This window comes from Streptomyces fodineus, assembly GCF_001735805.1.
Classification (GTDB): domain Bacteria; phylum Actinomycetota; class Actinomycetes; order Streptomycetales; family Streptomycetaceae; genus Streptomyces; species Streptomyces fodineus.
This window is the reverse complement of record NZ_CP017248.1, coordinates 3,371,315-3,397,275: the sequence shown is the minus strand read 5'-3', so window position 1 is coordinate 3,397,275 and position 25,961 is coordinate 3,371,315. Positions and strand designations below refer to the sequence as shown.

General features: G+C 70.2%; 23 protein-coding genes, 1 pseudogene and 2 riboswitches. Of the genes and pseudogenes, 14 read left to right on the top strand and 10 right to left on the bottom strand.

All coding sequences use genetic code 11. The features are described from left to right. Window positions 1-39: 39 nt before the first annotated feature. A complete protein-coding gene (locus BFF78_RS13790) occupies window positions 40-825 on the bottom strand; it encodes an ABC transporter ATP-binding protein (RefSeq protein WP_069778609.1) in 786 nt (261 codons plus the stop codon). Next, the gene (locus tag BFF78_RS13785; protein WP_069778608.1) at window positions 822-2,501 is read right to left on the bottom strand and encodes a 2-isopropylmalate synthase; all 1,680 of its coding nucleotides are present in this window, start codon (window positions 2,499-2,501) and stop codon (window positions 822-824) included. Before BFF78_RS13785 ends, BFF78_RS13790 begins: the two co-directional genes overlap by 4 nt. A gap of 207 nt (window positions 2,502-2,708) precedes the next feature. On the opposite strand from BFF78_RS13785, the gene BFF78_RS13780 reads away from it, so the two are divergent. Next, window positions 2,709-3,401: a FadR/GntR family transcriptional regulator gene (locus BFF78_RS13780; RefSeq protein ID WP_069778607.1), complete on the top strand. Its 693-nt coding sequence runs from the start codon at window positions 2,709-2,711 to the stop codon at window positions 3,399-3,401. Window positions 3,402-3,557: 156 nt separating this feature from the next. After that, on the top strand, window positions 3,558-4,220 hold the full coding sequence (locus tag BFF78_RS13775) for an NADPH-dependent F420 reductase (protein ID WP_069778606.1): 663 nt from the start codon (window positions 3,558-3,560) through the stop codon (window positions 4,218-4,220). An 11-nt stretch (window positions 4,221-4,231) separates the two neighbouring features. Here the strand turns inward: BFF78_RS13775 and BFF78_RS13770 are convergent, their stop codons facing one another. Together BFF78_RS13770 and BFF78_RS13765 are read right to left on the bottom strand one after the other, a co-directional pair. Continuing rightward, a complete protein-coding gene (locus BFF78_RS13770) occupies window positions 4,232-4,786 on the bottom strand; it encodes a glycoside hydrolase family 25 protein (RefSeq protein ID WP_069778605.1) in 555 nt (184 codons plus the stop codon). 96 nt (window positions 4,787-4,882) lie between these two features. Then, on the bottom strand, window positions 4,883-5,920 hold the full coding sequence (locus tag BFF78_RS13765; RefSeq protein WP_069778604.1) for a phosphatidylinositol-specific phospholipase C domain-containing protein: 1,038 nt from the start codon (window positions 5,918-5,920) through the stop codon (window positions 4,883-4,885). 245 nt (window positions 5,921-6,165) lie between these two features. On the opposite strand from BFF78_RS13765, the gene BFF78_RS13760 reads away from it, so the two are divergent. Together BFF78_RS13760 and BFF78_RS13755 are read left to right on the top strand one after the other, a co-directional pair. Next, a complete protein-coding gene (locus BFF78_RS13760) occupies window positions 6,166-6,579 on the top strand; it encodes a MerR family transcriptional regulator (protein WP_079161298.1) in 414 nt (137 codons plus the stop codon). 177 nt (window positions 6,580-6,756) lie between these two features. Then, a complete protein-coding gene (locus tag BFF78_RS13755; protein ID WP_069778602.1) occupies window positions 6,757-8,328 on the top strand; it encodes an MFS transporter in 1,572 nt (523 codons plus the stop codon). 47 nt (window positions 8,329-8,375) lie between these two features. Here the strand turns inward: BFF78_RS13755 and BFF78_RS13750 are convergent, their stop codons facing one another. From BFF78_RS13750 to gcvT, 4 genes are all read right to left on the bottom strand, one after another. Beyond that, the gene (locus BFF78_RS13750; RefSeq protein ID WP_069783554.1) at window positions 8,376-9,743 is read right to left on the bottom strand and encodes an L-serine ammonia-lyase; all 1,368 of its coding nucleotides are present in this window, start codon (window positions 9,741-9,743) and stop codon (window positions 8,376-8,378) included. Between the two features lie 83 nt (window positions 9,744-9,826). Continuing rightward, on the bottom strand, window positions 9,827-11,107 hold the full coding sequence (glyA, locus tag BFF78_RS13745; protein ID WP_069778601.1) for a serine hydroxymethyltransferase: 1,281 nt from the start codon (window positions 11,105-11,107) through the stop codon (window positions 9,827-9,829). Between the two features lie 14 nt (window positions 11,108-11,121). After that, window positions 11,122-11,499: a glycine cleavage system protein GcvH gene (gene gcvH, locus BFF78_RS13740; RefSeq protein WP_069778600.1), complete on the bottom strand. Its 378-nt coding sequence runs from the start codon at window positions 11,497-11,499 to the stop codon at window positions 11,122-11,124. A 109-nt stretch (window positions 11,500-11,608) separates the two neighbouring features. Then, window positions 11,609-12,736 (bottom strand): glycine cleavage system aminomethyltransferase GcvT, encoded by a 1,128-nt coding sequence (gene gcvT, locus BFF78_RS13735; RefSeq protein ID WP_069778599.1) that lies wholly within the window; start codon window positions 12,734-12,736, stop codon window positions 11,609-11,611. Between the two features lie 44 nt (window positions 12,737-12,780). Beyond that, window positions 12,781-12,893: riboswitch (glycine riboswitch) on the bottom strand. Then, window positions 12,894-12,991: riboswitch (glycine riboswitch) on the bottom strand. It abuts the riboswitch before it with no gap. A 162-nt stretch (window positions 12,992-13,153) separates the two neighbouring features. Between gcvT and BFF78_RS13730 the strand changes: the two genes are divergently transcribed. The 9 genes from BFF78_RS13730 (at window position 13,154) to BFF78_RS43215 (ending at window position 23,040) form a co-directional block, all read left to right on the top strand. Continuing rightward, on the top strand, window positions 13,154-13,798 hold the full coding sequence (locus BFF78_RS13730; protein WP_069778598.1) for an AAA family ATPase: 645 nt from the start codon (window positions 13,154-13,156) through the stop codon (window positions 13,796-13,798). A 93-nt stretch (window positions 13,799-13,891) separates the two neighbouring features. Continuing rightward, window positions 13,892-14,683 carry an enhanced serine sensitivity protein SseB gene (locus BFF78_RS13725; protein WP_069778597.1) on the top strand — a complete coding sequence of 264 codons (792 nt, stop codon included), beginning with the start codon at window positions 13,892-13,894 and terminating at the stop codon, window positions 14,681-14,683. 163 nt (window positions 14,684-14,846) lie between these two features. After that, on the top strand, window positions 14,847-15,665 hold the full coding sequence (locus tag BFF78_RS13720) for an enhanced serine sensitivity protein SseB C-terminal domain-containing protein (protein ID WP_069778596.1): 819 nt from the start codon (window positions 14,847-14,849) through the stop codon (window positions 15,663-15,665). 270 nt (window positions 15,666-15,935) lie between these two features. After that, the gene (locus BFF78_RS13715; RefSeq protein ID WP_069778595.1) at window positions 15,936-16,943 is read left to right on the top strand and encodes an ABC transporter permease; all 1,008 of its coding nucleotides are present in this window, start codon (window positions 15,936-15,938) and stop codon (window positions 16,941-16,943) included. Window positions 16,944-17,019: 76 nt separating this feature from the next. Further along, window positions 17,020-18,807, top strand: coding sequence for an ABC transporter substrate-binding protein (locus tag BFF78_RS13710; RefSeq protein ID WP_069778594.1), 1,788 nt, complete (start codon window positions 17,020-17,022; stop codon window positions 18,805-18,807). A 110-nt stretch (window positions 18,808-18,917) separates the two neighbouring features. Next, window positions 18,918-19,916 (top strand): ABC transporter permease, encoded by a 999-nt coding sequence (locus BFF78_RS13705; RefSeq protein WP_069778593.1) that lies wholly within the window; start codon window positions 18,918-18,920, stop codon window positions 19,914-19,916. Next, complete coding sequence (locus BFF78_RS13700) at window positions 19,913-21,010, top strand: ABC transporter ATP-binding protein (RefSeq protein ID WP_069778592.1); 1,098 nt, start codon at window positions 19,913-19,915, stop codon at window positions 21,008-21,010. The genes BFF78_RS13705 and BFF78_RS13700 overlap by 4 nt, the downstream gene beginning before the upstream one ends. Beyond that, window positions 21,007-22,308: an ABC transporter ATP-binding protein gene (locus tag BFF78_RS13695; protein ID WP_069778591.1), complete on the top strand. Its 1,302-nt coding sequence runs from the start codon at window positions 21,007-21,009 to the stop codon at window positions 22,306-22,308. Before BFF78_RS13700 ends, BFF78_RS13695 begins: the two co-directional genes overlap by 4 nt. A 72-nt stretch (window positions 22,309-22,380) precedes the next feature. Continuing rightward, entirely contained in the window at window positions 22,381-23,040 is a 660-nt protein-coding gene (locus BFF78_RS43215) for a trimeric intracellular cation channel family protein (RefSeq protein ID WP_193433454.1), read from the top strand. On the opposite strand, the gene BFF78_RS13685 is transcribed toward BFF78_RS43215, so the two are convergent. Continuing rightward, on the bottom strand, window positions 22,949-24,229 hold the full coding sequence (locus BFF78_RS13685) for an alpha/beta hydrolase (protein ID WP_069778589.1): 1,281 nt from the start codon (window positions 24,227-24,229) through the stop codon (window positions 22,949-22,951). The genes BFF78_RS43215 and BFF78_RS13685 overlap by 92 nt on opposite strands. A 177-nt stretch (window positions 24,230-24,406) precedes the next feature. Here BFF78_RS13685 and BFF78_RS13680 point away from each other — a divergent pair, with 177 nt between their 5' ends. Continuing rightward, window positions 24,407-25,270 carry a thioesterase family protein gene (locus BFF78_RS13680; RefSeq protein ID WP_069778588.1) on the top strand — a complete coding sequence of 288 codons (864 nt, stop codon included), beginning with the start codon at window positions 24,407-24,409 and terminating at the stop codon, window positions 25,268-25,270. A gap of 47 nt (window positions 25,271-25,317) precedes the next feature. On the opposite strand, the pseudogene BFF78_RS43210 reads toward BFF78_RS13680, so the two are convergent. Further along, window positions 25,318-25,902: pseudogene (locus BFF78_RS43210) on the bottom strand (TIGR03086 family metal-binding protein); the annotation flags it as partial. Window positions 25,903-25,961 lie beyond the last annotated feature (59 nt).

Sequence of the window (25,961 nt, the reverse complement as noted above, 5' to 3'; positions counted from 1 at the left end):
GCGCAGAGGGGGCCCTCCCGCCGGCGAGGACCCCCTCTGTCACGCCCGCCGGATCCGCACGCTCCACCGGCCCTCGTGCCGCTGAAGGGTCAGCGGCAGGCCGAAGCACGTGCCGACCTGGTCGCCGGTGAGGACCTCCTCGGCCCGTCCCTGTGCGATCACCCGGCCGTCCCGCAGCAGCAGGGCGTGGGTGGTGCCGGGCGGCAGTTCCTCCACGTGATGGGTGACGAGCACGGTCGCCAGCCGCGGATGGGCGGCCCGCAGTTCCTCAAGCGCCTCGATCAGCCGCTCCCGGCCGGGCAGATCCAGACCGGTCGCGGGCTCGTCCAGGAGCAGCAGCCGGGGCTCGGGCATCAGGGCCCGGGCGATCAGTGTCCGGCCGCGCTGCCCTTGCGAGAGCGTCGGCCAGCGGGCGTCCCCCAGCGCCGCGAGCCCCAGCGTCCCGATCAACGCCTCGGCCCGCTCCTCCTGCTCCGGGGACGGCCGCCACCGCGGCACCGGCTCCACCGAGTTCGTGACCCCGGTCAGCACCACATCCCGTACGGTCAGCGGCGAGGTCAGCGGATGGCGCGGGTTGACGTGCCCGACATGGGCCCGCAGCTCCCGCAGATCGACCCGGCCCAGCCGCCGCCCGAGCACCTCCACCGTGCCCCGCGTCGGATGCACGACGGCACCGAGCAGCCCGAGCAGCGTGGACTTGCCCGCGCCGTTGGTGCCGAGCAGTGCCCAGTGCTCACCGGCCCGGACCGTCAGCGACACCTCCTTCAGGAGGGGCCGTCCGTCCCGGACGAGACCGACGTCCTCGGCGCGCAGCACCTCGCTCACCCGGCCACCGCCCGGTTCACCGCGGACACCACCGCCTGCACGGCGGCCGACGGGCCCGTTCCCGCGCCCCAGGCCGTGACGCCGTCGACCCGGCACTCGGCGAAGGCCGCCGCCTGGTCCTCCGAGAAGTCCAGGACCTCCACCGTGACACCGGCGCCGGCCAGGGCGTCGGCGAACGCGGTCAGCCGCCCTGCGCCCGTGCCCTCGAAGTCGCCGACGCGGTCGCCGGTCTCCAGCGCGCAGACGAAGCGGTGCACGCCGGGCGCCTGTTCGTGCGTGGACCAGGCGTGCAGCCGTACCGCACCCTCCGTCAGGTACGTCGCCCGGAACAGCTCGTACAGCTCCTTGGGCGTCGCCTCCCGCCCGCTGCCGTCCGTAGCCGCCTGGACGACCCGGGAGAAGTCGGGCCGCATGCGTGGCGGCAGGTCGATGCCGTGGTGCGCGCGCAGCAGATACGCCACCCCGCCCTTGCCCGACTGGGAGTTGACGCGGATGACCGCCTCGTACGACCGCCCCACATCGGCCGGATCGATGGGCAGGTACGGCACCGCCCACGGCGCCTGGTGCTCCGGCACCCCCAACTCGGCCGCGCGGCGGGCATGTCGGGCGAGGCCCTTGCTGATCGCGTCCTGGTGCGTGCCGGAGAAGGCCGTGTGCACCAGCTCGCCCGCGTACGGATGGCGCGGGTGCACGGGCAGCCGGTTGCAGTGCTCGACCGTCTCCCGTACGGCGTCGAGGTCACGGAAGTCGACCATGGGATCGACCCCTTGGGCGAAGAGGTTCAGGGCGAGGGTCACCAGGTCGACGTTGCCGGTGCGCTCGCCGTTGCCGAACAGGCAGCCCTCCACCCGCTGGGCACCGGCGAGCACGGCGAGTTCGGCGCAGGCGACGCCCGTACCGCGGTCGTTGTGCGGATGGACGGAGAGGATCACCGACTCGCGGCGGGCCAGGTGGCGGTGCAGGTACTCGATCTGATCGGCGTAGACGTTCGGCGTGGCGATCTCCACGGTCGCCGGGAGATTGTGCGTGACCGGCCGGTCCGGGCTCGCGTCCCACAACTCGGTGAGCCCGTCGCACAGTTCGAGGACGAAGTCGGGCTCGGTCAGGTTGAAGGTCTCCGGCGAGAACTGCAACCGCACGCCCGGCGCGTCCCCGGCCCGCCGCGCCATGCGCTCGGCCGCCTCCCGCACCGTCCGCCACACCTCGGCCCGGCTCCGCCCGAGCACCACCTCCCGCCACACCGGCGAGGTCGCGATGTACAGATGGACGACGGCCCGCGGCATTCCCGCGATCGCCTCGAAGGTCCGGTCGATCAGATCGGCGCGGGCGGGCGTGAAGACGACCGGTGTGACGTCCTGCGGTACGGCGCCGGTGTCCGCCAGATGCCGTACGAAGTCGAAGTCGGTACGGCTCGCGGACGGGTAGCCGACCTCGATCTCCTTGAAGCCCACGCGCACCAGCAGGTCGAAGAAGCGGCGCTTGCGGGGGGTGTCCATCGGCTCGGCCAGCGCCTGGTTGCCGTCGCGCAGATCGACGGGCACCCACAGGGGAGCGCGCTCGATCCGGGCGGAGGGCCAACTCCGGTCGGCGGCGGGGACGTTCACCCGGTCCTGGTAGGGGCGGTAGCGGTGGTACGGCATGGGGCCGGGGCGCTGTGGGTTCCAGCAGGTCTTCATCGGCGGTCACTGCCTTCGGTTCGGTCGGACGGTGACCGGCAGCACCGAGCCCCGCGGCGGGGCGCCGGTCGCGTCAAACCCCGCCGCGGCAGCCGAGAAGAAGGAGACCGCGGAGCGTCACACCGGGTACGCTAGCGAGTCCTCAGCTCCTCAGACAAGTGAAAATGCTCAAGACCGCCGTACCTCCTCGGACAAGTTGGTGAACCCATGCCGCTCGGCCCCCTACGCCCCAGCCCGCTGGTCGAGCAGGCCGCCGACCGGCTGCGTGACCGGATCGCCGCCGGGCACTGGCCGGTCGGCAGCAAGCTGCCCGGCGAGACCACGCTCGCCAAGGAGCTCGGCGTCGGCCGCTCCACGGTCCGCGAGGCGCTGCGCGCACTCGCCGGCGCCGGCCTGGTGCGGCCCCGGCACGGCGCCGGCGTCTTCGTCATCGCCACCGAACCCGCCGAGGACTGGCCCACCCGGCTGGGCCGGGCCGCGGTCACGGACGTCTACGAGGTCCGCATGGGCGTCGAGGTGCAGGCCGCCCGACTCGCCGCGCGGCGCCGAACCCCCGAGGACGTCACCGCGCTGCGGACCGCGCTGGAGGGCCGCCGGGCGGCGGCCGGCGGGGACGACGCCGGTTTCGTGGACGCGGACATCGCCCTGCACACGGCCGTGGTCGCCGCCGCCCACAATCCGGTCCTCTCCGACCTGTTCGCCGAGTTCGCCCCCGTCCTGCGCGAGGGCCTGGTGACCCTGCTGGACCTCACCGGCCTGCGCGAGCAGCACCCCGACACCGGCGACGACAGCCACGAGGCCCTCGTCCGGGCCATCACCGACAAAGACGCGGAGGGGGCGGCGTCGGTGCTGCTGGGGGAGCTGGAGGGGACGCTGGAACTGCTGCGGGGGAACAGCTGACCTACGCGTCACCCCTGCGGTACCGGCCCGGTGCGCCCCGTGATCGCCGAGTGCGTTCGCCTGATCACCGCAGCGACGGAATAGCACCCGCGCCCGAGGGGTTGTCGCCCACGACAGACGCATGCACACGCATAAGACGATCCCGGAGGGCCTGTCATGAAGATCGGCATCATCGGCGCGGGCAACATCGGCGGCAACCTCACCCGGCGGCTCACCGCCCTCGGCCACGACGTCTCCGTGGCCAACTCCCGCGGCCCCGAGACCCTGAAGGAACTGGCCGAGGAGACCGGCGCGAGCGCGGTCCGGGCCGAGGACGCGGCCAAGGGAGCCGAGGTCGTGGTCGTCACCGTCCCGCTGAAGGCGGTCCCGAGCCTTCCGTCCGGCCTGCTGGACGGCGCCGCAGAGGGCGTGGCGGTGATCGACACCGGCAACTACTACCCCAAGGAGCGCGACGGCCGCATCGCCGCGATCGAGGACGACGGCCTCACCGAGAGCCGCTGGACCGAGCAGCCCCTCGGCCACCCCGTGATCAAGGCCTTCAATGGCACCTACGCCCAGGACATCCTGGACCGCCCGCGCCCCGCCGGCGACCCCGGGCGCATCGCCCTCCCGGTCGCCGGCGACGACGCGGTGGCCAAGGCGAAGGTCCGCGCCCTGATCGACGAACTCGGTTTCGACACGGTCGACGCGGGCGGCATCGACGACTCCTGGCGCCAGCAGCCCGACACCCCGGTGTACGGCCTGCGAGATGGCGTGGAGGGCGTGCAGAAGGCCCTCGCCCAGGCCTCCCCGGACCGCCCGGAGAGCTTCCGCGGCTGACCGCCCCGCCCTTACGCCCTCGCCCACTCCTCCAGCGCGGCCTTGCTGGCGAAGTTCGCCACGTCCTTGTCGTGGGGGTCGCTGGTGTACTGGTGGAAGCGCCAGTGCGCCTTGATGCGGGGGTGGCCCGCGCTCACGTAGTCGGCGATCCACAGGCCGTCGCCCGCGTAGGACGTGGTGTCGAGGTTGAGCCAGAAGTCGCGGTTCGCGTAGAGGACGACCCGGTGGGTGGGCCGCAGGGCCTTCACCTTCCTGATGAAACTGTCCTTCTCCGCGTTGCTCGCGTGGGTGCCGTCGCCGGTGGTCTCCCAGTCGACGGCGAGGATGTCGCCCGCCCGCGAGGGAGCGGCGGTCACGAAGTGCTCGGCCTGGGTGGTGAGGTCGCCGGGCCACAGGAAGTGGTAGAAACCCACGACCAGGCCGGCGTCGCGGGCGGTCTTCGCCTGGGCGGTGACGTGGGGGTTGACGTACGAACGGCCCTCCGTCGCCTTGATGAAGGCGAAGGAGAGGCCGCTCGTGTCGTACGAGGACGACTGGAACGCGCTGACATCGATGCCGCGGAGCATGTGGGGGACTCCTTGAAGTGCCGGTGGGGGAAAGGAGTTGCTGGTTGAGTGATGCCCCACGATGGCACGCCCGATCCGTCCCGCACGGAAGGAACGTCAGCTCCGGCCGGTCACCGAACCGAGCACCGAGGCCGGCTTCGCCGACCAGTCGGAGGTGATGATGCTCGCGTGGTTCTTGGCCAGCAGGGACAGCCGCGCGGCGACCTCGGCGTCGGTCGGGTCGGTGGAGGAGATGGCCGGGGAGACGCCGGCGGCGTCGGTCATGATCGAGATGTAGTGGTTCACGGAGTAGAACGAGGTGTCGTAGCCGTTGTCGACGTACGTGGCCGCGTCACCGTCGAAGAACACGAACCAGGGCCGGATCGAGGTGTCGGAGGGCCAGCGGCTCGCCCGCGGGTCGCCGCCCGCCGCGCCCAGCACCGTGGGGAAGGCCTCGGCCCGCGCGATGTTCCCGGCCGCGTACAGGTCGCGCACGTGGTCGCCGTACTCCTGGTCCGTCCAGTAGTGGTCGAAGGGGTTCTTCATCTCCACGGTGCCGGGGATCACCTCGAAGATGAACTTGCCCTTGAGGGAGTCACGGCTCGGCCAGGCGTTCGCCTTCGCCGCCGCGTCGAGCGTGGAGTACGACGAGCCCAGCAGATCGGCGGGCTTGTAGACGCTGCTGCCGAGCTTCTGGTTGATCAGCGTGTCGAACGCGTCCGGGCCGAGCCCGCCGTTGTTGTTGAAGCCGACCTTCATCTCTATCTTGAAGACGATCGGCGGGTGGTCGGGGTGGAGCTGGTTCCAGGCCGCGATGTTGTCCAGGCAGCTGCCGAAGTCCTGGTTGCGGCTCTTGCTGTACAGCTCGCTCGGGGTCTTCGCGGCTTCGCAGTTGTTGTCGTCGCCCCACGGATTGCTGTGGCTGACCCGCCAGCGGTGGCTGATGCTGTCCACGTACACGTCCAGCTCCAGCAGCGAGGCACCGGAGTCCAACGCCTGTGCGAAGTAGGTGTACTTGGCCTTGTCGTACGCGTTGTGCGTCCCGATCGCCGTCGTCTCGGAGAACTTCGGCGAGGCCGCGTGCGCGTTGCCCGGCCCCATCACCAGCAGCGCGGCCGCCCCCACGAGTGCCGCGACCCGTCCCACTGCGCCCATTGCCCAACTCCCCTTCGGTCCGGTCCAGTTGGCCGAAGCGTAGGAGGGAGCGGTTACTGCGCGGTAGCCCCCGGAGGAACACAAGTCACCCGAGCCCCGTCACGGGGATGTGCGCCGCCGGTAGTCGCCGAGGGCGAAGGAACGGTACTCGGGGGCAGAAGTGGGGCCCAGCACAACGGTGTTGCCTCCCGTGCCGCGCCCTCCGGTCCCGGCTCCTGCGGCGGCCCGGATGGATGATGTCGACCATGGACACGGACGAGAATCTTCTGACCATCGGTCAGGTCGCCGTGCGGTTGGGGCTGACCACCTCCACCCTTCGCTACTGGGAGGAACGCGGGGTCCTTCAGCCGACGGCACGACAGTCGGGACGGCGACTCTACGGCCCCGAGCAGCTCCGCCGGGTCGCGCTCATCCAGATCTGGCAGGAGACCGGGATGATGAGTCTGGCCGAGATCGCGACGGTGCTGGCCGGCCGGACCGAGACCGGTCACTGGCGGGACACCGTACGGCGTCGCATGGCTGCCATGGACGAGCAGATCGACCGCCTCACCCAGGCGAAGGCCTACCTCGCCCACTACCTCGGCTGCCCCCGTGACCATCCCGCGGATGACTGCCCCGTGGTGAGCGAGGAGGCCGATGCCCGCATCCGCGCTGTGTGACCCAGCCGGAAGCCGTCCTGCGATGAGCCCGTGGACCTGCTGATCGAGGCCCGACTTGGTTTGACTTCAAGGCGACTTGAAGTGGAACGGTGGGAACCGCCGCTCGCGCTCGATTCCTCCGTGGGCCCGGGCGGCGTTCGCACAGCCACCCTCGTCCTCTCCGCAGCAGGAGTACGTGTGTCCGCACAGTGCCGTCCCGCCGGGCTGATCACGGCCGTCTTCCTCGGAACCTTCATGGCCCTGCTCGACATGAGCGTCGTGAACGTGGCGCTCCCGGCCATGCAGAGCGACCTGCACGCCCGGATCACGGACATCCAGTGGGTGGTGGACGGCTACACCCTGTGCCTGTCCGCCTTCATGCTCACCGGCGGCGCGCTGGGCGACCGCTTCGGACGCAAGAAGGTCTTCCTGGCCGGCCTCGCCCTGTTCACTCTCAGCTCGGTGCTGTGCGCGGTGGCACCCGATACCACCACCTTGGTGATCGGGCGGCTGCTGCAGGGCACCGGAGCCTCCACCGTCACTCCCGGAGCACTGTCGCTGCTGGCACAGGGATTTCCGGACCAGGCCAAGCGGGCGCGAATGATCGGCCTGTGGGGTGCGTGCAGCGCCCTGGCCGTGGTGCTCGGGCCCCTCCTCGGCGGAGCGCTCACGGACTCCGTCGGCTGGCCCGCCATCTTCCTGATCAACGTGCCCCTCGGCCTCATCGCCCTCACCGCCGGCATCAAGGGCATCGCCGAGTCCGCCGACCCGGAGCACGCGGCCACCGACCCCGTCGGCCAGATCCTCGGCATCGTGTGGCTGGCCGCGCTCACCTACGCGGTGAACGAGGCCGGCCGCGACGGCTGGACCGCGACACAGAACCTGGTGCTCCTGGCCGTGGCAGCCGTCGCCCTCCTCGCCTTCGTCGCCGTCGAGCGTCGTGTTCCGCGCGTCATGCTGCCGGTCTCGCTCTTCTCCAACCAGCGCTTCGTCATCACCAACATCGCGTCGTTCATGCTCGGCTTCGGCGCCTACGGCACCTTCTACCTGTTGTCGCTCTACCTGCAGCAGGTCCAGGGCACCAGCGCGTCGATGACCGGCGTGAAGTTCCTCCCGTACTCGGCGGCCATCGCCATCGGCTCGACGCAGGCCGGGAAGCTGACCGCCCGTTTCGGCCCCCGAGGCGTCATGGTCGCCGGCTACGGCCTGGTCAGCGCCGGCCTGCTGGGCCTGCTCACCCTCACCCCCAGCACCGGCTACGGGCAGGTGGGCGTGCTCTTCGCGGTCCTCGGCCTGGGCATGGGACTCGGCATCGCACCCACCAACGCCGCCGCCATGGCCGCCGTACCCCGCGAGCGGTCAGGCGCGGCCGCCGCCACTGTCAACGCCACCCGCCAGGTGGGAACGGCCCTGGGCATCGCCGTGCTCGGCTCCCTGCTCAACGCTCGCGCCGAGACCTCGGTCGCCGGGAACCTCGCCCACTCGGGCAGCGTGCTCGAGCCGGGCGAGCGCAGCACTGCGGCCCACCTCATCGTCACCCAGCACGGAGTCGCCCCCTCCCACCTGGGCCTGAACCTCCGCACCGCACTGCGGTACTTCGCCTCCGGCTTCGTCGACGGACTGCACACCACCCTGCTGGTGGCAGGGGTCGCCACCGCGCTCGCCACCGTCACGGTCCTCCTCCGCCTGCGGACGCCCCAGCCCACGCTCGCGCCGAAGCCGCGGCGCCCCACGGAGCAGGCGCGAGCGGAGGGGCGGACCAAAGCCTGACCGGCGCCGGCTGAAAGACACGAACGCGCTGGTCAGGGCCTACATCCTCAGCACTCGATGATGTTGACCGCCAAGCCGCCCCGCGCCGTCTCCTTGTACTTCACGGACATGTCCGCGCCGGTGTCCTTCATGGTCTTGATGACCTTGTCCAGGGACACCTTGTGGGAGCCGTCGCCGCGCATGGCCATCTTGGCGGCGGTGACCGCCTTCACCGCGGCCATGCCGTTGCGCTCGATGCAGGGGATCTGGACCAGGCCGCCGACCGGGTCGCAGGTCAGGCCCAGGTTGTGCTCCATGCCGATCTCGGCCGCGTTCTCGACCTGCTCCGGGGAGCCGCCGAGGACCTCGGCCAGCGCGCCCGCGGCCATCGAGCAGGCCGAGCCGACCTCGCCCTGGCAGCCGACCTCGGCGCCGGAGATGGAGGCGTTCTCCTTGAAGAGCATGCCGATCGCGCCGGCGGCGAGGAGGAAGCGCACCACGCCGTCCTCGTCCGCGCCGGGCACGAAGTTGATGTAGTAGTGCAGGACCGCCGGGATGATGCCGGCCGCGCCGTTCGTGGGGGCCGTGACGACCCGCCCGCCCGCCGCGTTCTCCTCGTTCACCGCCATCGCGTAGAGCGTGATCCACTCCATCGCGTGCGCCAACGCGTCGCCCTCGGCGCGCAGTTGGCGGGCGGAGACGGCCGCGCGGCGGCGGACCTTCAGACCGCCGGGCAGGATGCCCTCGCGGGACATGCCGCGCTGGACGCACTCGCGCATCACCCGCCATATTTCCAGCAGGCCCGCCCGGATCTCCTCCTCGGTGCGCCAGGCCCGCTCGTTCTCCAGCATCAGGGAGGAGATCGACAGGCCCGTCTCCTTGGTGAGGCGGAGCAGCTCGTCGCCCGTGCGGAAGGGGTACTTCAGGACCGTGTCGTCCAGCTTGATCCGGTCCGCGCCGACCGCTTCCTCGTCCACGACGAAGCCGCCGCCGACCGAGTAGTACGTCTTCGACAGCAGCTCCGCGCCCGAGGCGTCGTACGCCCACAGCGTCATGCCGTTGGCGTGGTACGGCAGGGCCTTGCGGCGGTGCAGCACGAGGTCCTTGTCGAAGTCGAACGCGATCTCGTGCTCGCCGAGCAGGCTGATCCGGCGCCCGGCCTTGATCGCCTCCACGCGCTCGTCCGCACTCTCCACGTCCACCGTGCGCGGCGAGTCGCCGGCGAGGCCCAGCAGGACGGCCTTCGGGGTGCCGTGGCCGTGGCCGGTCGCGCCCAGGGAGCCGTACAGCTCCGTGCGGACGGAGGCGACCTGGTCCAGGAGGCCTTCGTTGCGCAGGCGGCGGGCGAACATGCGCGCCGCCCGCATCGGGCCGACCGTGTGGGAGCTGGACGGGCCGATGCCGATCGAGAACAGGTCGAAGACCGAGATGGCCACGGTCACTCCTCAAGACAGGGGGTGGCGGGGCACCTTCCGGGATCCTCCGTCGGGCGCCCCACCGGGGACTTACGTGTCCGGGACTACTTGTTCAGGCCCGGGTACAGCGGGTGCTTGTCGGCGAGCGCCTTCACGCGCGCCTTGAGGGCCTCGGCGTCGGCCGCCCCGAAGGGAGAAGGCGCCTTCAGCGCCTCGGCGATCACGTCCGCGACCTCGGCGAAGTCCTCGGCGGTGAAGCCGCGGGTCGCGAGGGCGGGCGTACCGATGCGCAGGCCCGAGGTGACCATCGGAGGCCGCGGGTCGTTCGGGACGGCGTTGCGGTTGACCGTGATGCCCACCTCGTGGAGGCGGTCCTCGGCCTGCTGCCCGTCCAGCTCGGACTCGCGCAGGTCCACCAGGATCAGGTGCACGTCCGTGCCGCCGGACAGGACGTTCACGCCGGCCTCGCGGGCGTCCGCCGCCGTCAGGCGCTCGGCGAGGATGCGCGCGCCGTCCACTGTACGCTGCTGGCGCTCCTTGAAGTCCTCGCTCGCGGCGACCTTGAAGGAGACCGCCTTGGCCGCGATCACGTGCTCCAGGGGGCCGCCCTGGAAGCCCGGGAAGACGGACGAGTTCAGCTTCTTCGCGAAGTCCTTCTTCGCCAGGATGATGCCGCCGCGCGGGCCGCCCAGCGTCTTGTGGGTCGTGGAGGTGACCACGTCCGCGTACTCGACCGGGTTCGGGTGCAGCCCGGCCGCGACCAGGCCCGCGAAGTGCGCCATGTCGACCCACAGGTAGGCCCCGGCCTCGTCGGCGATCCGGCGGAAGGCGGCGAAGTCCAGCTGACGCGGGTACGCCGACCAGCCCGCGATGATCACCTTGGGGCGGTGCTCCTTGGCGAGCCGCTCGACCTCGGCCATGTCGACCAGGCCGGTCTCGGTGTCCACGTGGTACGCGACCACGTCGAACTGCTTGCCGGAGAAGTTCAGGCGCATGCCGTGGGTCAGGTGGCCGCCGTGGGCGAGGTCCAGGCCGAGGATGGTGTCCCCGGGCTGGGCCAGCGCGAACAGCGCCGCCTGGTTGGCGGAGGCGCCGGAGTGGGGCTGGACGTTGGCGTACTCGGCGCCGAACAGCTCCTTGACCCGGTCGATCGCGATCTGCTCGGCGACGTCGACGTGCTCACAGCCGCCGTAGTAGCGGCGGCCCGGGTAGCCCTCGGCGTACTTGTTGGTCAGCACCGAGCCCTGCGCCTCCATCACCGCGAGCGGCGCGAAGTTCTCGGAGGCGATCATCTCCAGGGTCGACTGCTGGCGGCCGAGCTCGGCGTCGACCGCGGCGGCGATCTCCGGGTCCAGCTCGTGCAGGGACGTGTTCAGGACGGTCATACGGCTACGACTCCTCAGCCGGCGTTCTGGGCGGTGTACTCGTCGGCGGAGAGCAGGTCGGCGGGCTCCTCCGCGACGCGCACCTTGAACAGCCAGCCCTGGCCGAAGGGGTCGGAGTTCACCAGCGACGGGTCGTTGACGACGTCCTCGTTGGTCTCGGTGACCTCACCGGTGACCGGCGAGTACAGGTCGGAGACCGACTTGGTCGACTCCAGCTCGCCGCAGGTCTCGCCCGCGGTCACGGCGGAGCCGACCTCGGGGAGCTGGGCGTAGACCACATCGCCGAGCGCGTTGGCCGCGAACTCGGTGATGCCGACCGTCGAGACGCCGTCCTCGGCGGCCGACAGCCACTCGTGCTCCTTGCTGTAGCGCAGCTGCTGGGGGTTGCTCATGGCCTGAATTCTCCTGTACGCGCGGGAGTGCTGATGAAGGGGGGACTGCTGAAGCCGCTGGCGAGCAGCGGAAACGTGCGCGGGGTCACACAGTGGCCGCGCCCAGTGTCTACTTCTGGCGCTTGTAGAACGGCAGCGCCACGACCTCGTACGGCTCGTGGGTGCCTCGGATGTCCACACCGACGCCCTCGGTGCCCGGCGCCGCGTGCGCGGCGTCGACGTAGGCCATGGCGATCGGCTTGCCGAGGGTGGGGGAGGGGGCGCCGGAGGTGACCTCGCCGATCACCTGGCCGCCCGCGACCACGGCGTACCCGGCGCGCGGGACGCGGCGGCCTTCGGCGATCAGGCCGACGAGGACCCGCGGCGGGTTCTGCCGGGCCTTGGCGGCGGCCTCCTGGAGCGCCTCGCGCCCGACGAAGTCGCCCTCCTTCTCGAACTTCACCACCCGGCCGAGCCCGGCGTCGAAGGGGGTGAGGGCGGTGGTCAGCTCGTGCCCGTACAGCGGCATGCCCGCCTCCAGGCGCAGCGTGTCCCGGCAGGACAGGCCGCACGGGACCAGACCGACGCCCTCGCCGGCCTTGGCCAGCGCCTGCCACAGCTCGACCGCGTGCTCCGGCTTCACGAACAGCTCGAAGCCGTCCTCGCCGGTGTACCCGGTGCGGGCGATGAGGGCCGGGACGCCGGCGACCGTGCCGGGCAGCCCGGCGTAGTACTTCAGGCCGTCGAGGTCGGCGTCGGTGAGGGACTTCAGGATGCCGGGGGACTCGGGGCCCTGGACGGCGATCAGCGCGTAGGCGTCCCGGTCGTCGCGCACCTCGGCGTCGAAGCCGGCGGAGCGCTCGACGAGGGCGTCCAGCACGACCTGGGCGTTGGAGGCGTTGGCGACCACCATGTACTCGGTCTCGGCGAGCCGGTAGACGATCAGGTCGTCCAGGATGCCGCCGTCGGCCTGGCAGATCATGGTGTAGCGGGCGCGGCCCACGCCGACGGAGGCGATGTTGCCGACCAGGGCGTAGTCGAGGAGGTCGGCCGCCCCGGCGCCGGTGACGGTGATCTCGCCCATGTGGGAGAGGTCGAAGAGGCCCGCCTTCGTCCGTACGGCGAGGTGCTCGTCGCGCTCGGAGCCGTAGCGCAGGGGCATGTCCCAGCCGGCGAAGTCGGTCATCGTCGCACCGAGCGAGCGATGCACGGCATCCAGCGCGGTGTGGCGCAGCTCGGTGGGTTCGGTACTGCTCATCGGTCGGTCGTCTCCCAGGGCAACAGGGATGGGGCGAGGAACGTTCCTCCCCATCTGTCATCGGAACCTGAGAGGTTCGCCGGGACCGCCACAGGGACGATCGCGGTTTGCACCTTGGGTGGAGCCACTGACACAGCGGCCCGCTTTTCAGATGTGCCTCGCCCGCGCGGTAACGGGGCCTGAGAGATTCAAGGGAGGGACTTGCTCCTTCGGCGCCCCAGCGAAGGCTGCTGGAGACTCTCCCGCGCGGATTCAAGCGGCCGGTATGCAGTTGGCGGCCACATCATTGCACGGCGAGGGGGCTTTTGTAACCGACCTGTGGCAGGACCCGGACCCCGCCACCGACATCGTCCATTACCTTCTCTTTACGCACGGCGGGAATGAAGATTACCGGGCCGACAGGGGAGGACGATCACGGTGAACAGGACCCCGGTGTACGCCACCGTCACCACCGGCGTCGCGGTGCCGAGGCAGCGCCGCGCCCCGGTCCCGGTCGTCCGCGACCTGCGCGCCCGCGCCGGCCGCAGCCCGCGCGCCCTGGTCTTCGGCCCCCGCGACCTGGTCGTGATCACCGGCCTGCCCGGCAGCGGCAAGTCCACCCTGATGCGTCGCGCGGTCCCGGGCCGCCGCATCGACTCCCAGGACACCCGGGACCGCTTCGACGCCCGCGCCCCCCGTCTCCTGCCCTACGCCCTCTACCGGCCGCTGGTCCGCCTCGCCCACTACTCCGGCCTGCGCCGCGCCCTGCGCACCGGCGAGGGCGCCGTCGTGCACGACTGCGGCACCCAGCCCTGGGTGCGCGCCTGGCTCGCCCGCGAGGCACGCCGCCGCGGCGGCACCCTCCACCTCCTGCTGCTCGACGTCACCCCCGGCACCGCCCGCGAGGGCCAGCACCGACGCGGCCGGGCCGTCTCCTCCTACGCCTTTCGCCGCCACCGGCGTACGACCGCCCGGCTGCTCGCCGAGGTCGAGCGCGGCGAGCTTCCCGCGGGCTGTGGCTCGGCGGTCCTGCTGGACCGCCCGGCGGCGGACGCCCTGCACCGGATCGAGTTCACGGAGTGAATTCTCCGAACGGGTGTTCAACGGTGAGGTCTTGTCACAGCCACCCGCTAGCCTTCATGGTCACAGCAGTGGTTCCCAGCAGGCGGTAGGCAGATGGACTTCCCGGCGGACATTCCCGCGGACTTCCCGGCACAGGCGCACCCCCAGCCGCACGGCGGCTGGCCCGGCAACGAGCTGGAGGAGGTGCTCTCGGCCTCCCTCGGCATACCCGCCGCGGCCGGCCGGATCATCGAGGTGCTGGGCCGCAGCCTGCTCTGGATCCCGCTGCCGCGCGGCGGCGGCCCGGACAGCGGCCCGCTCGACCTGCCCACGCTGGACATCGACGGCCAGGCGTACGTCCCCGTGTTCAGCTCCGAGGAGCAGCTGCACCAGGCGGCCGGCTCCCACATGGCGTACACCATCGCCCCCGCCGTGGAGTTCGCCCGCGGCCTGCCCCCGCAGATCGGCATCGCCGTCAACCCCGACGCCCTGGTCGGCATCCCGCTGCCGCCCGCGGCGGTGGCCGAGCTGTGCCGGGCCGGCCGTACCCCGCTCGACGGCCCCGCCACCGGCGGCCGGGTCCGCCTCTTCGAGCCCGACTGGCAGGACGACCCGGTCGACTTCCTCTCCACCGCGTCCGCCGAGTTCGCCGAGACCGGCGTGGTCCTCACCGCCCGCCGCTGCCTGGCCGCGATAGAGACCGACGACCCGGTCATGTTCGTGGGCGTGGAACTCTCCCAGTGGGAGGGCGACCTGCGCACGCTCCCCATGCAGGCCCTGGGCCGGGCCCTCGGCAAAGTCCCGGTCAAGTGGCCGGTCAACCTGGTCCTCCTGGACGTGACGGACGACCCGGTGGCCGAATGGCTGAAGTCAAGCGTCCGGCCCTTCTATCAGTACGGTCACTAGAAGCAGGCCCACTGGAAGCCGAGCAGGGGCAGCCGACCCGAGGGGCGCGGGAAACCGCGCGACCGGCCACACGCAACCCGCACCCGCGCACGCGCCCAGGGCCCCGAGCTGCCAGGCGCTTAAGCTGTCTCCAAACGGGGCACGGAGAAGAAGGGCACGACAGGTGAGCGCGAGCCACACCGGCAGCGTCGAGCACATGCTGCGCCAGGTCACCCCCGGCCGCTACGACGCCTACGAGGCCCTGCTGCGCGCCCTCGCCACCCCGTCCGCCGGCCAGATCTGGATGCTCCTGTGGCACGGCCAGGCCGGCTCCCCGGACGCCCAGTACGGGAACATGGAGGTCGACGGCTTCCAGTACGCCCCGTGCGTCACCTCCGCCCAGGAACTCTCGGCCAGCGGCTGGATGCGGTCGTACGAGGTCGTCGACGGACTCGACGTCGCGCGCACCCTCTATCCCGACCATTACGGCCTCTGGCTCAACCCGCACTCCCCGGGCGGCGGCGTCGGCATCCCCTGGCTGGACCTGCGCCGTATCGCCACGGGCCTGGACCGGCAGCCCGCCGGGCCCCTCCGGCTGACCGAACCCGGCGTCGAGATCCCGCAGTTCTACGCCCTGCTCGCGCAGAACGCCCACCGCACCCCGGCCCTGCGCTCCCTGCGCCGCGTCTGGGTGCAGCCCGCGCTCGGCGCGCCGTACCTCGCCATCGGCCTGGACGTGTACGACACCTCGCCGGCCGCGGTCGACTCGGTGCGCGCGATGATGCAGGGTTCCCTCGGCGCGGTCCCGGAGGGCCTGCCGGTGTCGACGGTCGCGATGACCGACGACTACGACCCGGTGGTCATGTGGCTGCGGGCCAACGCCCGCCCCTTCTACGACCGCGAGGCCCACGCGGCCCCGCCGCAGCCCCAGCTCCAGGCATCTCCGCCGTCACAAGCCCCTGCCGCCGGCTACGGATATCCGCCGGTCCACGGCAGCTACTGACCTGCGCTTACGGGCCGCGCGACCCGTTCTCTGTGGTGGTATGCCCCAGTTTGTGATGTCCGTTCGCCGTAACGCCCTGTCCGCATAACAGGAAACGCCAGCTTGCATCACGGTTGCGCATCCATTCTCCGTCAAGGCTGGCGGCTGATCGCGCCAGCGTTGAAGACTCCCCCTTCAAGGGGTTCGCCCCTTTGTACGACGGACTGTTTGATGCCGCTACCAGCGGCAAGTGCGGGCCGGCTACCGCCGGTTGAGAGGGGTCCCAGCCTAATGACGGCACCATTGCACGAGCCGACCGCGGAAACGGCCCCGGGTGCGGCCGAGGAAGCGGCGGTCGCGGCGGGCGACGCGAAGGCCGTTCAGGGCCGGTCCCTGGGGCGGATCGCCTGGGAACGGCTCAAGCGGGACAAACTCGCGCTCACGGGCGGCCTGGTCGTACTCCTCCTCGTGGTGATCGCGCTGCTCGCGCCGGTGATCACGAACCTCGTCGGGCAGGACCCGGACCTTTACCACCAGGACCTGATCGATCCGCTGTTCAGCACGCCCAAGGGCTCCATGGGCGGCATCAGCGGCGATCACCTGCTCGGTGTCGAACCGGTCAACGGCCGCGACATCTTCGCCCGCATCCTCTACGGTGCCCGGATCTCGCTGCTCGTCGGCTTCCTGTCCGCCGTGGTCGCCGTCATCCTGGGTACCATCCTCGGTATCCTGGCGGGCTTCTTCGGTGGCTGGGTGGACTCGGTCATCAGCCGGGTCATGGACGGCCTTCTCGCCTTCCCGCAGCTGCTGTTCATCATCGCGCTGGTCTCCGTCATGCCCAACCAGATGCTGGGACTCACCGGCACGGGCGTGCGCGTCTTCGTGATGATCCTGGTCATCGGCTTCTTCGGCTGGCCGTACATCGGCCGCGTGGTGCGTGGTCAGACGCTCAGCCTGCGCGAACGCGAGTACGTCGAGGCGGCCCGCTCGCTCGGCGCCGGGCAGCTCTACATCCTCTTCAAGGAGCTGCTGCCCAACCTCGTCGCGCCCATCATCGTGTACACGACGATGATGATCCCCACGAACATCCTGACCGAGGCGGCACTCAGCTTCCTGGGCGTGGGCGTCAAGCCGCCCACCTCCTCCTGGGGGCAGATGCTCTCGAGCGCGATCGACTACTACGACTCGGACCCCATGTACATGGTGGTCCCCGGCGTGGCGATCTTCATCACGGTTCTTGCCTTCAACCTCTTCGGCGACGGCGTGCGGGACGCGCTCGACCCGAAGGCGTCCCGCTGAGGCCGAAGTGCCGTACCCCAAGCGTCCCGTGAGCTCTCCCACGGGGTCTCTCATCACAACCGGAGGATCCGAGATCGTGACTACCCAACGCACCTCAGGGCGGCGCAAGCAGGCCCTCGCCGCTGCCGCAGTGGTCGCCGGCCTGCTGACCACGGCGGCGTGCGGCGGTGGCAACAGCGGTGGCGGCTCGAACGGCGCGGCCGGCTTCAACGCGGCCGTCAACAAGGTCGCCCAGGCCGACCAGGTCAAGAAGGGCGGCACGCTGAAGTTCGTGAGCACGCAGGACGCCGACTCGTGGGACACCACGCGCGGCTACTACGGGTTCATGTGGGACTTCTCGCGCTACTACAGCCGTCAGCTGGTCACGTACAAGACCGCGCCCGGGGCCGAGGGCGCCACGCTCACCCCGGACCTGGCCACCGACATGGGCAAGGTCTCGGACGGCGGCAAGACCTACACCTTCACGCTGCGCGACGGCGCCACCTGGGAGGACGGCAAGCCGATCACCTCCCAGGACATCAAGTACGGCATCGAGCGCGTCTGGGCGCAGGACGTCCTGTCCGGCGGTCCGATCTACCTCCAGCAGATGCTGGACCCGAAGAACACCTACAAGGGTCCGTACAAGGACAGCGCGAAGGACCACCTGGGCCTGCAGGCGATCTCGACGCCGGACGCGAAGACGGTCGTCTTCCACCTGCCGGCGCCCAACTCGGACTTCCTGCAGGTGCTGGCGATGGTCACGGCCTCCCCGGTCCGCCAGGACATGGACACCAAGTCCAAGTACGGCCTGCACCCGTTCTCCTCGGGCCCGTACAAGTTCCAGTCGTACAGCCCGGGCAAGAACCTGGTCCTGGTCCGCAACGCCAACTGGAAGGCGTCCTCGGACCCGGTCCGCAAGGCCTACCCGGACAAGATCACTCTGGACATCTCCACCAACCAGGTGAACTCCGACCAGCAGCTGATCAACGGCGACTACGACGTGGACGCCAGCCAGACCGGCCTGGGCCCGCAGGGCCGCCAGATCGCCCTGAAGCAGCACAAGGACAACCTGGACAACCCGGTCTCCGGCTTCATCCGCTACGCGGTCTTCCCGCAGAGCGTCAAGCCGTTCGACAACCTCCACTGCCGCAAGGCCGTGATCTACGCCGCCGACCACGTGTCGCTGCAGACCGCCCGCGGTGGCCCGATCGCCGGTGGTGACATCGGCACCAACATGCTTCCGCCGACCCTGGCCGGTGGCGAGGGCCAGAAGTACGACCCGTACCAGATCTCCGGTGCCAACAAGAACGGCAACGTCAACCTGGCCAAGCAGGAGCTCAAGGCCTGCGGTCAGCCGAACGGCTTCTCCACCACCATCGCCGTCCGCAACAACAAGTCGCAGGAAGTGGCCACCGCCGAGTCCCTGCAGGCCGCGCTGAAGAAGGTCGGCATCAACGCCGACATCTACCAGTACGACGGCTCGCAGAGCCCGGGCATCATCGGCTCCCCCTCGAACGTCGAGAAGAAGAAGCTCGGCATCATCATCATGGGCTGGGGTCCGGACTTCCCGACCGTCCAGGGCTACGGCATCCCGCTGTGGAGCAGCCACTACATCCTGCAGAGCGGTAACAACAACTACGCTCTGATCAAGGACAAGACGATCGACGGTCTCTTCGACCAGTACACCACCACGCTGGACGACACGAAGAAGACCCAGCTCTCCACCGAGATCAACCACAAGGTCATGGAGGGCGCGTACTACCTGCCCTTCACCTTCGAGCGGCTGCTCAACATCCGCTCCTCGCGTCTGGCCAACGTGTACACGACGAACGCGTACAGCGGTTACTACGACTTCGTCAACCTCGGCCTGAAGTCCACGAAGTAAACCCCGGCACACCCGCCGTACGGCACGAAAGGCAGGTGAAGGCCGGCGCGGCGAGACCGCGGGCCACCGGAAGACCTCCGGGGCCCGCGGTCCGCGGCGGGCCGTAAGCTGTGCTCGCTTACCTCATCAGGCGGCTGTTCGCCGCCGTAGTGATGCTGGTGGTCATCATCCTGGTGGTCTTCAGCATCTTCTTCCTCGTCCCCAAGTGGGCGGGCGTCGACATCGCCACGAGTTTCGTGGGCAAGCAGGCAGACCCGCACGCCGTCGCGGCGGTGCGCGAGAAGCTCGGTCTGGGCGACCCGATCTACCTTCAGGTCTGGCACTTCTTCAAGGGCATCTTCGTGGGCCGCACCTACGCGGCCGGCGGTGATGTCACCCACTGTGCCGCGCCGTGCTTCGGCTACTCCTTCCGCAGCGAGCAGGCCGTCTGGCCGGTGCTGACCGACCGCTTCCCGGTGACCCTGGGTCTCGCGCTCGGCGCCGCCGTGCTGTGGCTGGTCTTCGGTGTCGCCGCGGGTGTGCTCTCCGCCCTCAAGCGGGGCAGCATCTGGGACCGCGGCGCGATGGTCGTCGCCCTCAGCGGTGTGTCCCTGCCGATCTACTTCACGGGCCTGCTCGCCTCGGCGATCTTCGTCTTCGGACTGAAGTGGTTCAACGGCAACTACGTCTCGATCAGCGACAGCGTCACCGGCTGGCTCGGCAGCATGATCCTGCCCTGGATCACCCTCGCCTTCCTCTACGCGGCGATGTACGCCCGTATCACCCGGGCCACCATGCTGGAGATCCTCGGCGAGGACTACATCCGTACCGCCCGCGCCAAGGGCCTGACCGAACAGGTCGTCATCGGCAAGCACGCCATGCGCTCCACGATGACCCCGATCCTGACCATGCTCGGCATGGACCTCGGCGCCCTCATCGGCGGCGCGATCCTCACCGAGACCACGTTCAGCATCCCCGGCCTCGGCCAGGCCGTGCTGAGCGCCATCAAGAACCAGGACCTGCCCATCATCCTGGGCGTGACCCTGATCACCTCCCTCGCGGTGCTCATCGCCAACCTCGCGGTGGACATCCTGTACGCCGTGATCGACCCCCGAGTGAGGCTCACATGACCGAACTCAGCAAGACCGGAGCGGCCGTGGGCGAGCCCACGAGCGCCTCGCCCGAGCCGAGCGCCTTCCTGGAAGTGCGCGACCTGAAGGTGCACTTCCCGACCGACGACGGCCTGGTGAAGTCCGTCGACGGGCTCAGCTTCCAGCTGGAGAAGGGCAAGACCCTCGGCATCGTGGGCGAGTCGGGCTCCGGCAAGTCCGTGACCTCGCTCGGCATCATGGGCCTGCACACCGCCGGCCAGTACGGCAAGCGCAAGGCGCAGATCTCCGGCGAGATCTGGCTGAACGGCACCGAGCTGCTGTCCGCCGAACCCGACCACGTGCGCAAGCTGCGCGGCCGCGACATGGCGATGATCTTCCAGGATCCGCTGTCGGCGCTGCACCCGTACTACACGATCGGCGCGCAGATCGTGGAGGCCTACCGGATCCACCACGACGTCGACAAGAAGACCGCCCGCAGGCGGGCGATCGAGATGCTCGACCGCGTGGGCATCCCGCAGCCGGACAAGCGGGTGGACAACTACCCGCACGAGTTCTCCGGCGGTATGCGCCAGCGCGCCATGATCGCCATGTCGCTGGTGAACAACCCCGAGCTGCTGATCGCGGACGAGCCGACCACCGCGCTCGACGTGACGGTCCAGGCCCAGATCCTCGACCTCATCCGTGACCTGCAGAAGGAGTTCGGCTCCGCGGTCATCATCATCACCCACGACCTGGGCGTCGTCGCCGAACTGGCCGACGACATCCTGGTGATGTACGGCGGCCGGTGCGTCGAGCGCGGCCCCGCCGAGAAGGTGTTCTACGAGCCCCGCCACCCCTACACCTGGGGTCTGCTCGGCTCGATGCCGCGCCTGGACCGCGACCAGCAGGAGCGCCTGATCCCGGTCAAGGGCTCCCCGCCCTCGCTGATCAACATCCCGTCCGGCTGCGCCTTCAACCCGCGCTGCCCGTACGCCGACGTCCCGAAGGACAACCTGACCCGCACGGTCCGCCCGGATCTGACCGAGGTCGGCAGCCAGCACTGGGCCGCCTGCCACATGTCGCAGGAGCAGCGGGAACGGATCTGGACCGAAGAGATTGCGCCGAAGCTGTGAGTGAGAACGCAGAGGACAAAGCGGTGAAGGCCTCTGGTGCGGCCACCCTCAGCAAGGACGCCGCGCCCGGCGAGACCCTGCTGAAGGTGACCGGGCTGCAGAAGCACTTCCCCATCAAGAAGGGCCTGCTCCAGCGGCAGGTCGGCGCCGTGCGCGCGGTCGACGGCCTCGACTTCGAGGTCCGCTCCGGCGAAACCCTCGGCGTCGTGGGCGAGTCGGGCTGCGGCAAGTCGACGATGGGCCGGCTGATCACGCGGCTGCTCGAACCGACTGCGGGCACCATCGAGTTCGAGGGCAAGGACATCACGCACCTCGGCGTGAGCGGCATGCGTCCCATGCGCCGCGATGTGCAGATGATCTTCCAGGACCCGTACTCGTCGCTGAACCCGCGCCACACCATCGGCACGATCGTCGGGGCCCCCTTCCGGCTCCAGGGCGTCGAGCCCGAGGGCGGCATCAAGAAGGAAGTGCAGCGGCTGCTGTCGGTGGTCGGCCTCAACCCCGAGCACTACAACCGCTATCCGCACGAGTTCTCCGGCGGTCAGCGCCAGCGCATCGGCATCGCCCGCGCGCTCGCCCTGAAGCCGAGGCTGGTCGTCGCGGACGAGCCGGTCTCCGCGCTGGACGTGTCGATCCAGGCGCAGGTCGTGAACCTCATGGACGACCTCCAGGAGGAACTGGGCCTGACGTACGTGATCATCGCGCACGACCTCTCGGTCGTCCGGCACGTGTCGGACCGCATCGCGGTGATGTACCTCGGCAAGATCGTCGAACTCGCCGACCGGGACTCGCTGTACAAGGCGCCGATGCACCCGTACACCAAGGCGCTGATGTCGGCGGTGCCGATCCCGGACCCGAAGCGGAAGAACGCCAAGAGCGAGCGCATCCTGCTCAAGGGCGATGTGCCCTCGCCGATCTCGCCGCCCTCGGGCTGCCGCTTCCACACCCGGTGCTGGAAGGCGACGGAGATCTGCAAGACCACCGAGCCGGCGCTCCTGGAGCTGAGGCCCGGTCAGCGGGTCGCCTGCCACCACCCGGAGAACTTCGCGGACCAGGCTCCGCAGGACACGGTCCTGCTGACCGCCGCGAAGGAGGCGGCCGAGCTGGTCGCCGACGAGGTCCTCGCGGAGTCGGCGGAGACGTCGGCGGCGGTGGCGGCGGAACTGGCCGAGGAGACCGGGGAGACCGCAGAGGCCGAGGAGACCTCGCAATCGGCGGAGTCCACGGATGCTTCGGAGTCCGCCGAGTCCGCCGAGTCCGCCGAGTCCACCGAGTCCACCGAGTCCACCGAGAAGTAAACAACCAGGGAAATCTCCCCTGTGAGCCTGGCTTTGTAAGGTTCACGCACCCCGGCGGGTGAGAATGTCGGGGTGCAGCTGCAGCAACTCTTCAGTCCCTCCGTCCAGCACACGCTCGATGTCATCGGCATCTTCGTGTTCGCGATCTCCGGCGCCCTGCTGGCCGTCCGGAAGAACTTCGACGTGTTCGGCATCGCCGTACTCGCCGAGGTGACCGCGCTGGGCGGAGGGCTGTTTCGTGACCTGGTCATCGGAGCCGTACCCCCGGCCGCCTTCACCGACCTCGGGTACTTCGTGACCCCGCTGCTGGCCGCGCTGGTCGTCTTCTTCCTGCACCCGCACGTGGAACGCATCCAGGCGGCGGTGCTGGTCTTCGACGCGGCCGGCCTCGGCCTGTTCTGTGTCAGCGGTACGACGAAGGCGTACAGCTACGGCCTCGGCCTGACCGCGTCGGCGACGCTCGGGCTCGCCACCGCCGTCGGCGGCGGTGTGCTGCGGGACGTGCTCGCCAACGAGGTGCCCTCACTGCTGCGCTGGGACCGCGATCTGTACGCGGTCCCAGCGATCGTCGGCGCCACGATGGTGGTGCTGTGCATCCGCTACGACGCCCTGACCCCGTTCACCAGCGGGCTCGCCGTCGTCACGGCTTTCGTGCTGCGCCTGCTCGCGATGCGGTTCCACTGGCGAGCTCCGCGCGCGTGGAACCGCCGGTCGACGGTGTCCGAGGAGTAGTTCCGCTCGCCCGCCCGGTAAGAGAACCGGTGGATCCGGTAAGAGACCCGTCGTGCCCCTTCACATGGCTCTGGCCCATCTCCACGGTCAGCCAGCGGAACACCGTGTCGATCTGGGGTCGCCACAGCGCCATGTTGTGGCCGCCCAGGCTGCGCGGCAGGAACACCACGTGCACGGTCGTGGGCGCCTTGGCCGCGGACTCCAGCGCCACGCCCGCCTGGTAGCCGTCGCCGGACTCGCCGGAGATGTACAACGCGATCCGCGGCGGCACGGCCGCCTTCTTCAGGATCATGTAGGGGTTGTTCTCGTTGCGCACGGTGAGGTTCTGCGCGGCGAGGGAGTTGCGCTCGCCGATCGGGTCGTTGTAGCCGGACAGGCTGACCGCGGCCCGGTAGCGGTCCGGGTGCGCCACGGCCAGCTTGACCGCGCAGTGGGCGCCCGCCGAGTACCCGGCCACGGCCCAGCCCTGCGGCGCCGGCTCGGCCCGGAAGTTGTCCATGACCATCTTCGGCACGTCGATGCTGAGCCAGGTGTCGGCGTTGACCTGACCGGGGATGTTCGCGCAGCCGGTGTCGACGCCGGCCAGCAGGTTGGTGCGCGGGGCGACCAGGATGAACGGCGCCACCTGGCCGCTCTTCATCAGCGGCAGCAGCTGCTCGTGCGCCTTCATGGAGCCGAACCAGGCCTTCGCCGAACCGGGATAGCCCGGCAGGACCTCCACCACCGGGAACTTCTTGTTGCGGTAGGCCGGGTCGTTGTACTGCGGCGGCAGCCAGACGTAGACCTCGGCGTTGACCCCGGAGACCCGGCCCTTGAGCTGGGTGACCTCGACCCCGCCGGCCGCGTGCATGCCGGGCCCGTCGGCCGCCTTGAAGGTCTGCTTGACCTTGGGCAACCGTTTCACCGCTATACCGCCGGTGCCGTCCCGGCCCAGGTCCTGGGCCTGCTGGACGTGGTTGCCGGTGCCGAGCAGGTCGGCCCAGTTGTCGTACAGGTTGTTCTGGTTGTTGACCAGGACGAAGATCAGTGCGACGGCGGTGCCCTGGGCGAACAGCAGCATCAGTACCCGGGCTGCGGCACGCAGGGGCCTGGGCCCGCGCACCCGCGACCACAGGACGAGCGGCAGTATCAGTGCGACCACGGCCAGCACGATGGTCGTGTAGAGGAACGGAGTCCCGGTGAGGCTCATGTCCCCATAGAGTGGAAACCGGGGCCTGAGGTTGTGGACGTCTCCGGACACTTACTTAGAAATTGCCAGAACCTCACCCGGGAGGCGGATCTCCCGTGGCGACAGCGTACCGGAAGGGCGGCCCGGCAGGGTAGGGAAAAGCTACCGCTTAGTAGTTTGCTGTTGTACCGTTCACCCATGCCAGAAGCAGCATCCGCAGCCTCCCCATCGCGGGCCCTGATCGGCGACAGCGAGTTCGACCGCGACACCGCGGTCGTCCGGCGCGCACCCGGTGTCTACGACATCGACCTCTCCGCCGGCTGGACCATCATCAGCGCCGTCAACGGCGGCTATCTGCTGGCCGTGCTCGGCCGGGCCCTCGCGGACACCTTGCCGCACGCGGACCCGTTCACCGTCTCCGCGCACTACCTGACCGCGTCCCACCCCGGCCCGGCGGTCGTCCGCACGGAAACCGTCCGCACCGGCCGCACCCTCTCCACCGGCCAGGCCTCCCTCTTCCAGTACGACGACGAGGGCAACGAGGTCGAACGCATCCGCGTCCTCGCCTCCTACGGCGACCTCGCCACCCTCCCCGACGACGTCCGTACGACGGCGACACCGCCCCCGATCCCGCCGCTGGAGCAGTGTTTCGGCCCCGCGGACGGCCCTGCCCCGGTCGAGGGCAGCTCGGCCATCGCCGACCGCCTGATGCTCAAGCTGGACCCCGCGACCCTCGGCTGGGCCCTCGGCGCGCCCTCCGGCAAGGGTGAGATGCGCGCCTGGTTCGGCCTGGCCGACGGCCGCGACGCCGACCCGCTGTCCTTGTTGCTGGCCGTGGACGCCCTGCCGCCCACCGCCTTCGAACTCGGTCTGAAGGGCTGGGTCCCCACGGTGGAACTCACCGTCCACGTCCGCCGCCGCCCGGCCCCCGGCCCGCTGCGGGTGTCCATCACCACCCGCAACCTGGCCGGCGGCTTCCTGGAGGAGGACGCCGAGGTCTGGGACACCGAGAACCACCTGGTCGCCCAGTCCCGCCAGCTGGCCCGCGTCAGGCTCGGCTGAGCGGACGCCCGCGGCTTCGCCGCGCGGCGTGGGTCAGGGCCGGGCGAGGGGGAACGGCCCAGCCAGGCTGCCAGTTGTGTGTAGACGTCGGCGCCCTCGGGGGTTTCGCGGCGGGCGTCGAAGGGGGTCTCGGCGTCGCGGGGGCGGGAGTCCGGCAGGACCCGGCGGGCCGTGGCGAGGGCGAACTCGGCGAGTTCCGGGTCGAGGTCGAGGGGATGGCCGAGGGCCTCGGCGAGGTCCCAGGTGTGCGTGACGATCTCCATCACATAGCCGGAGAGCGCCGCGTGACCCGGTACCTCGCCCCACGGCACCCGCACCGAGGCGGTCATCCGCTCGTCGCTCTCCCAGGCCTTCAGCGCCCGGACGCGCACCTCGTCGTAGGCCGCCGCCCAGCCGTCGTCCTCGACGCCCTCGGCGAACGGCCGCACCGCGAGCCCGTCACCGCCCTCGCCGACCACCGCGATCCGCCGGGTCCCCCCGACCATGTGGCTCAACAGGGCCCGTACGTCGTACTCGGAACAGGGGGTCGGGGCGGTGAGGTGTTCGGGACGCACGGTCTTGATCAGGGCCGCCGCCTGCTCGGTGGCGCGCGTGTACACGGGGCGCGGGTCGGGGAAGCCGGTGGTGGTCATGGAGGTGCCTCTCTGTTCACGTCGGCCGCTGTCGGTGCAGTGCGTTCCAGCGGCCGCTG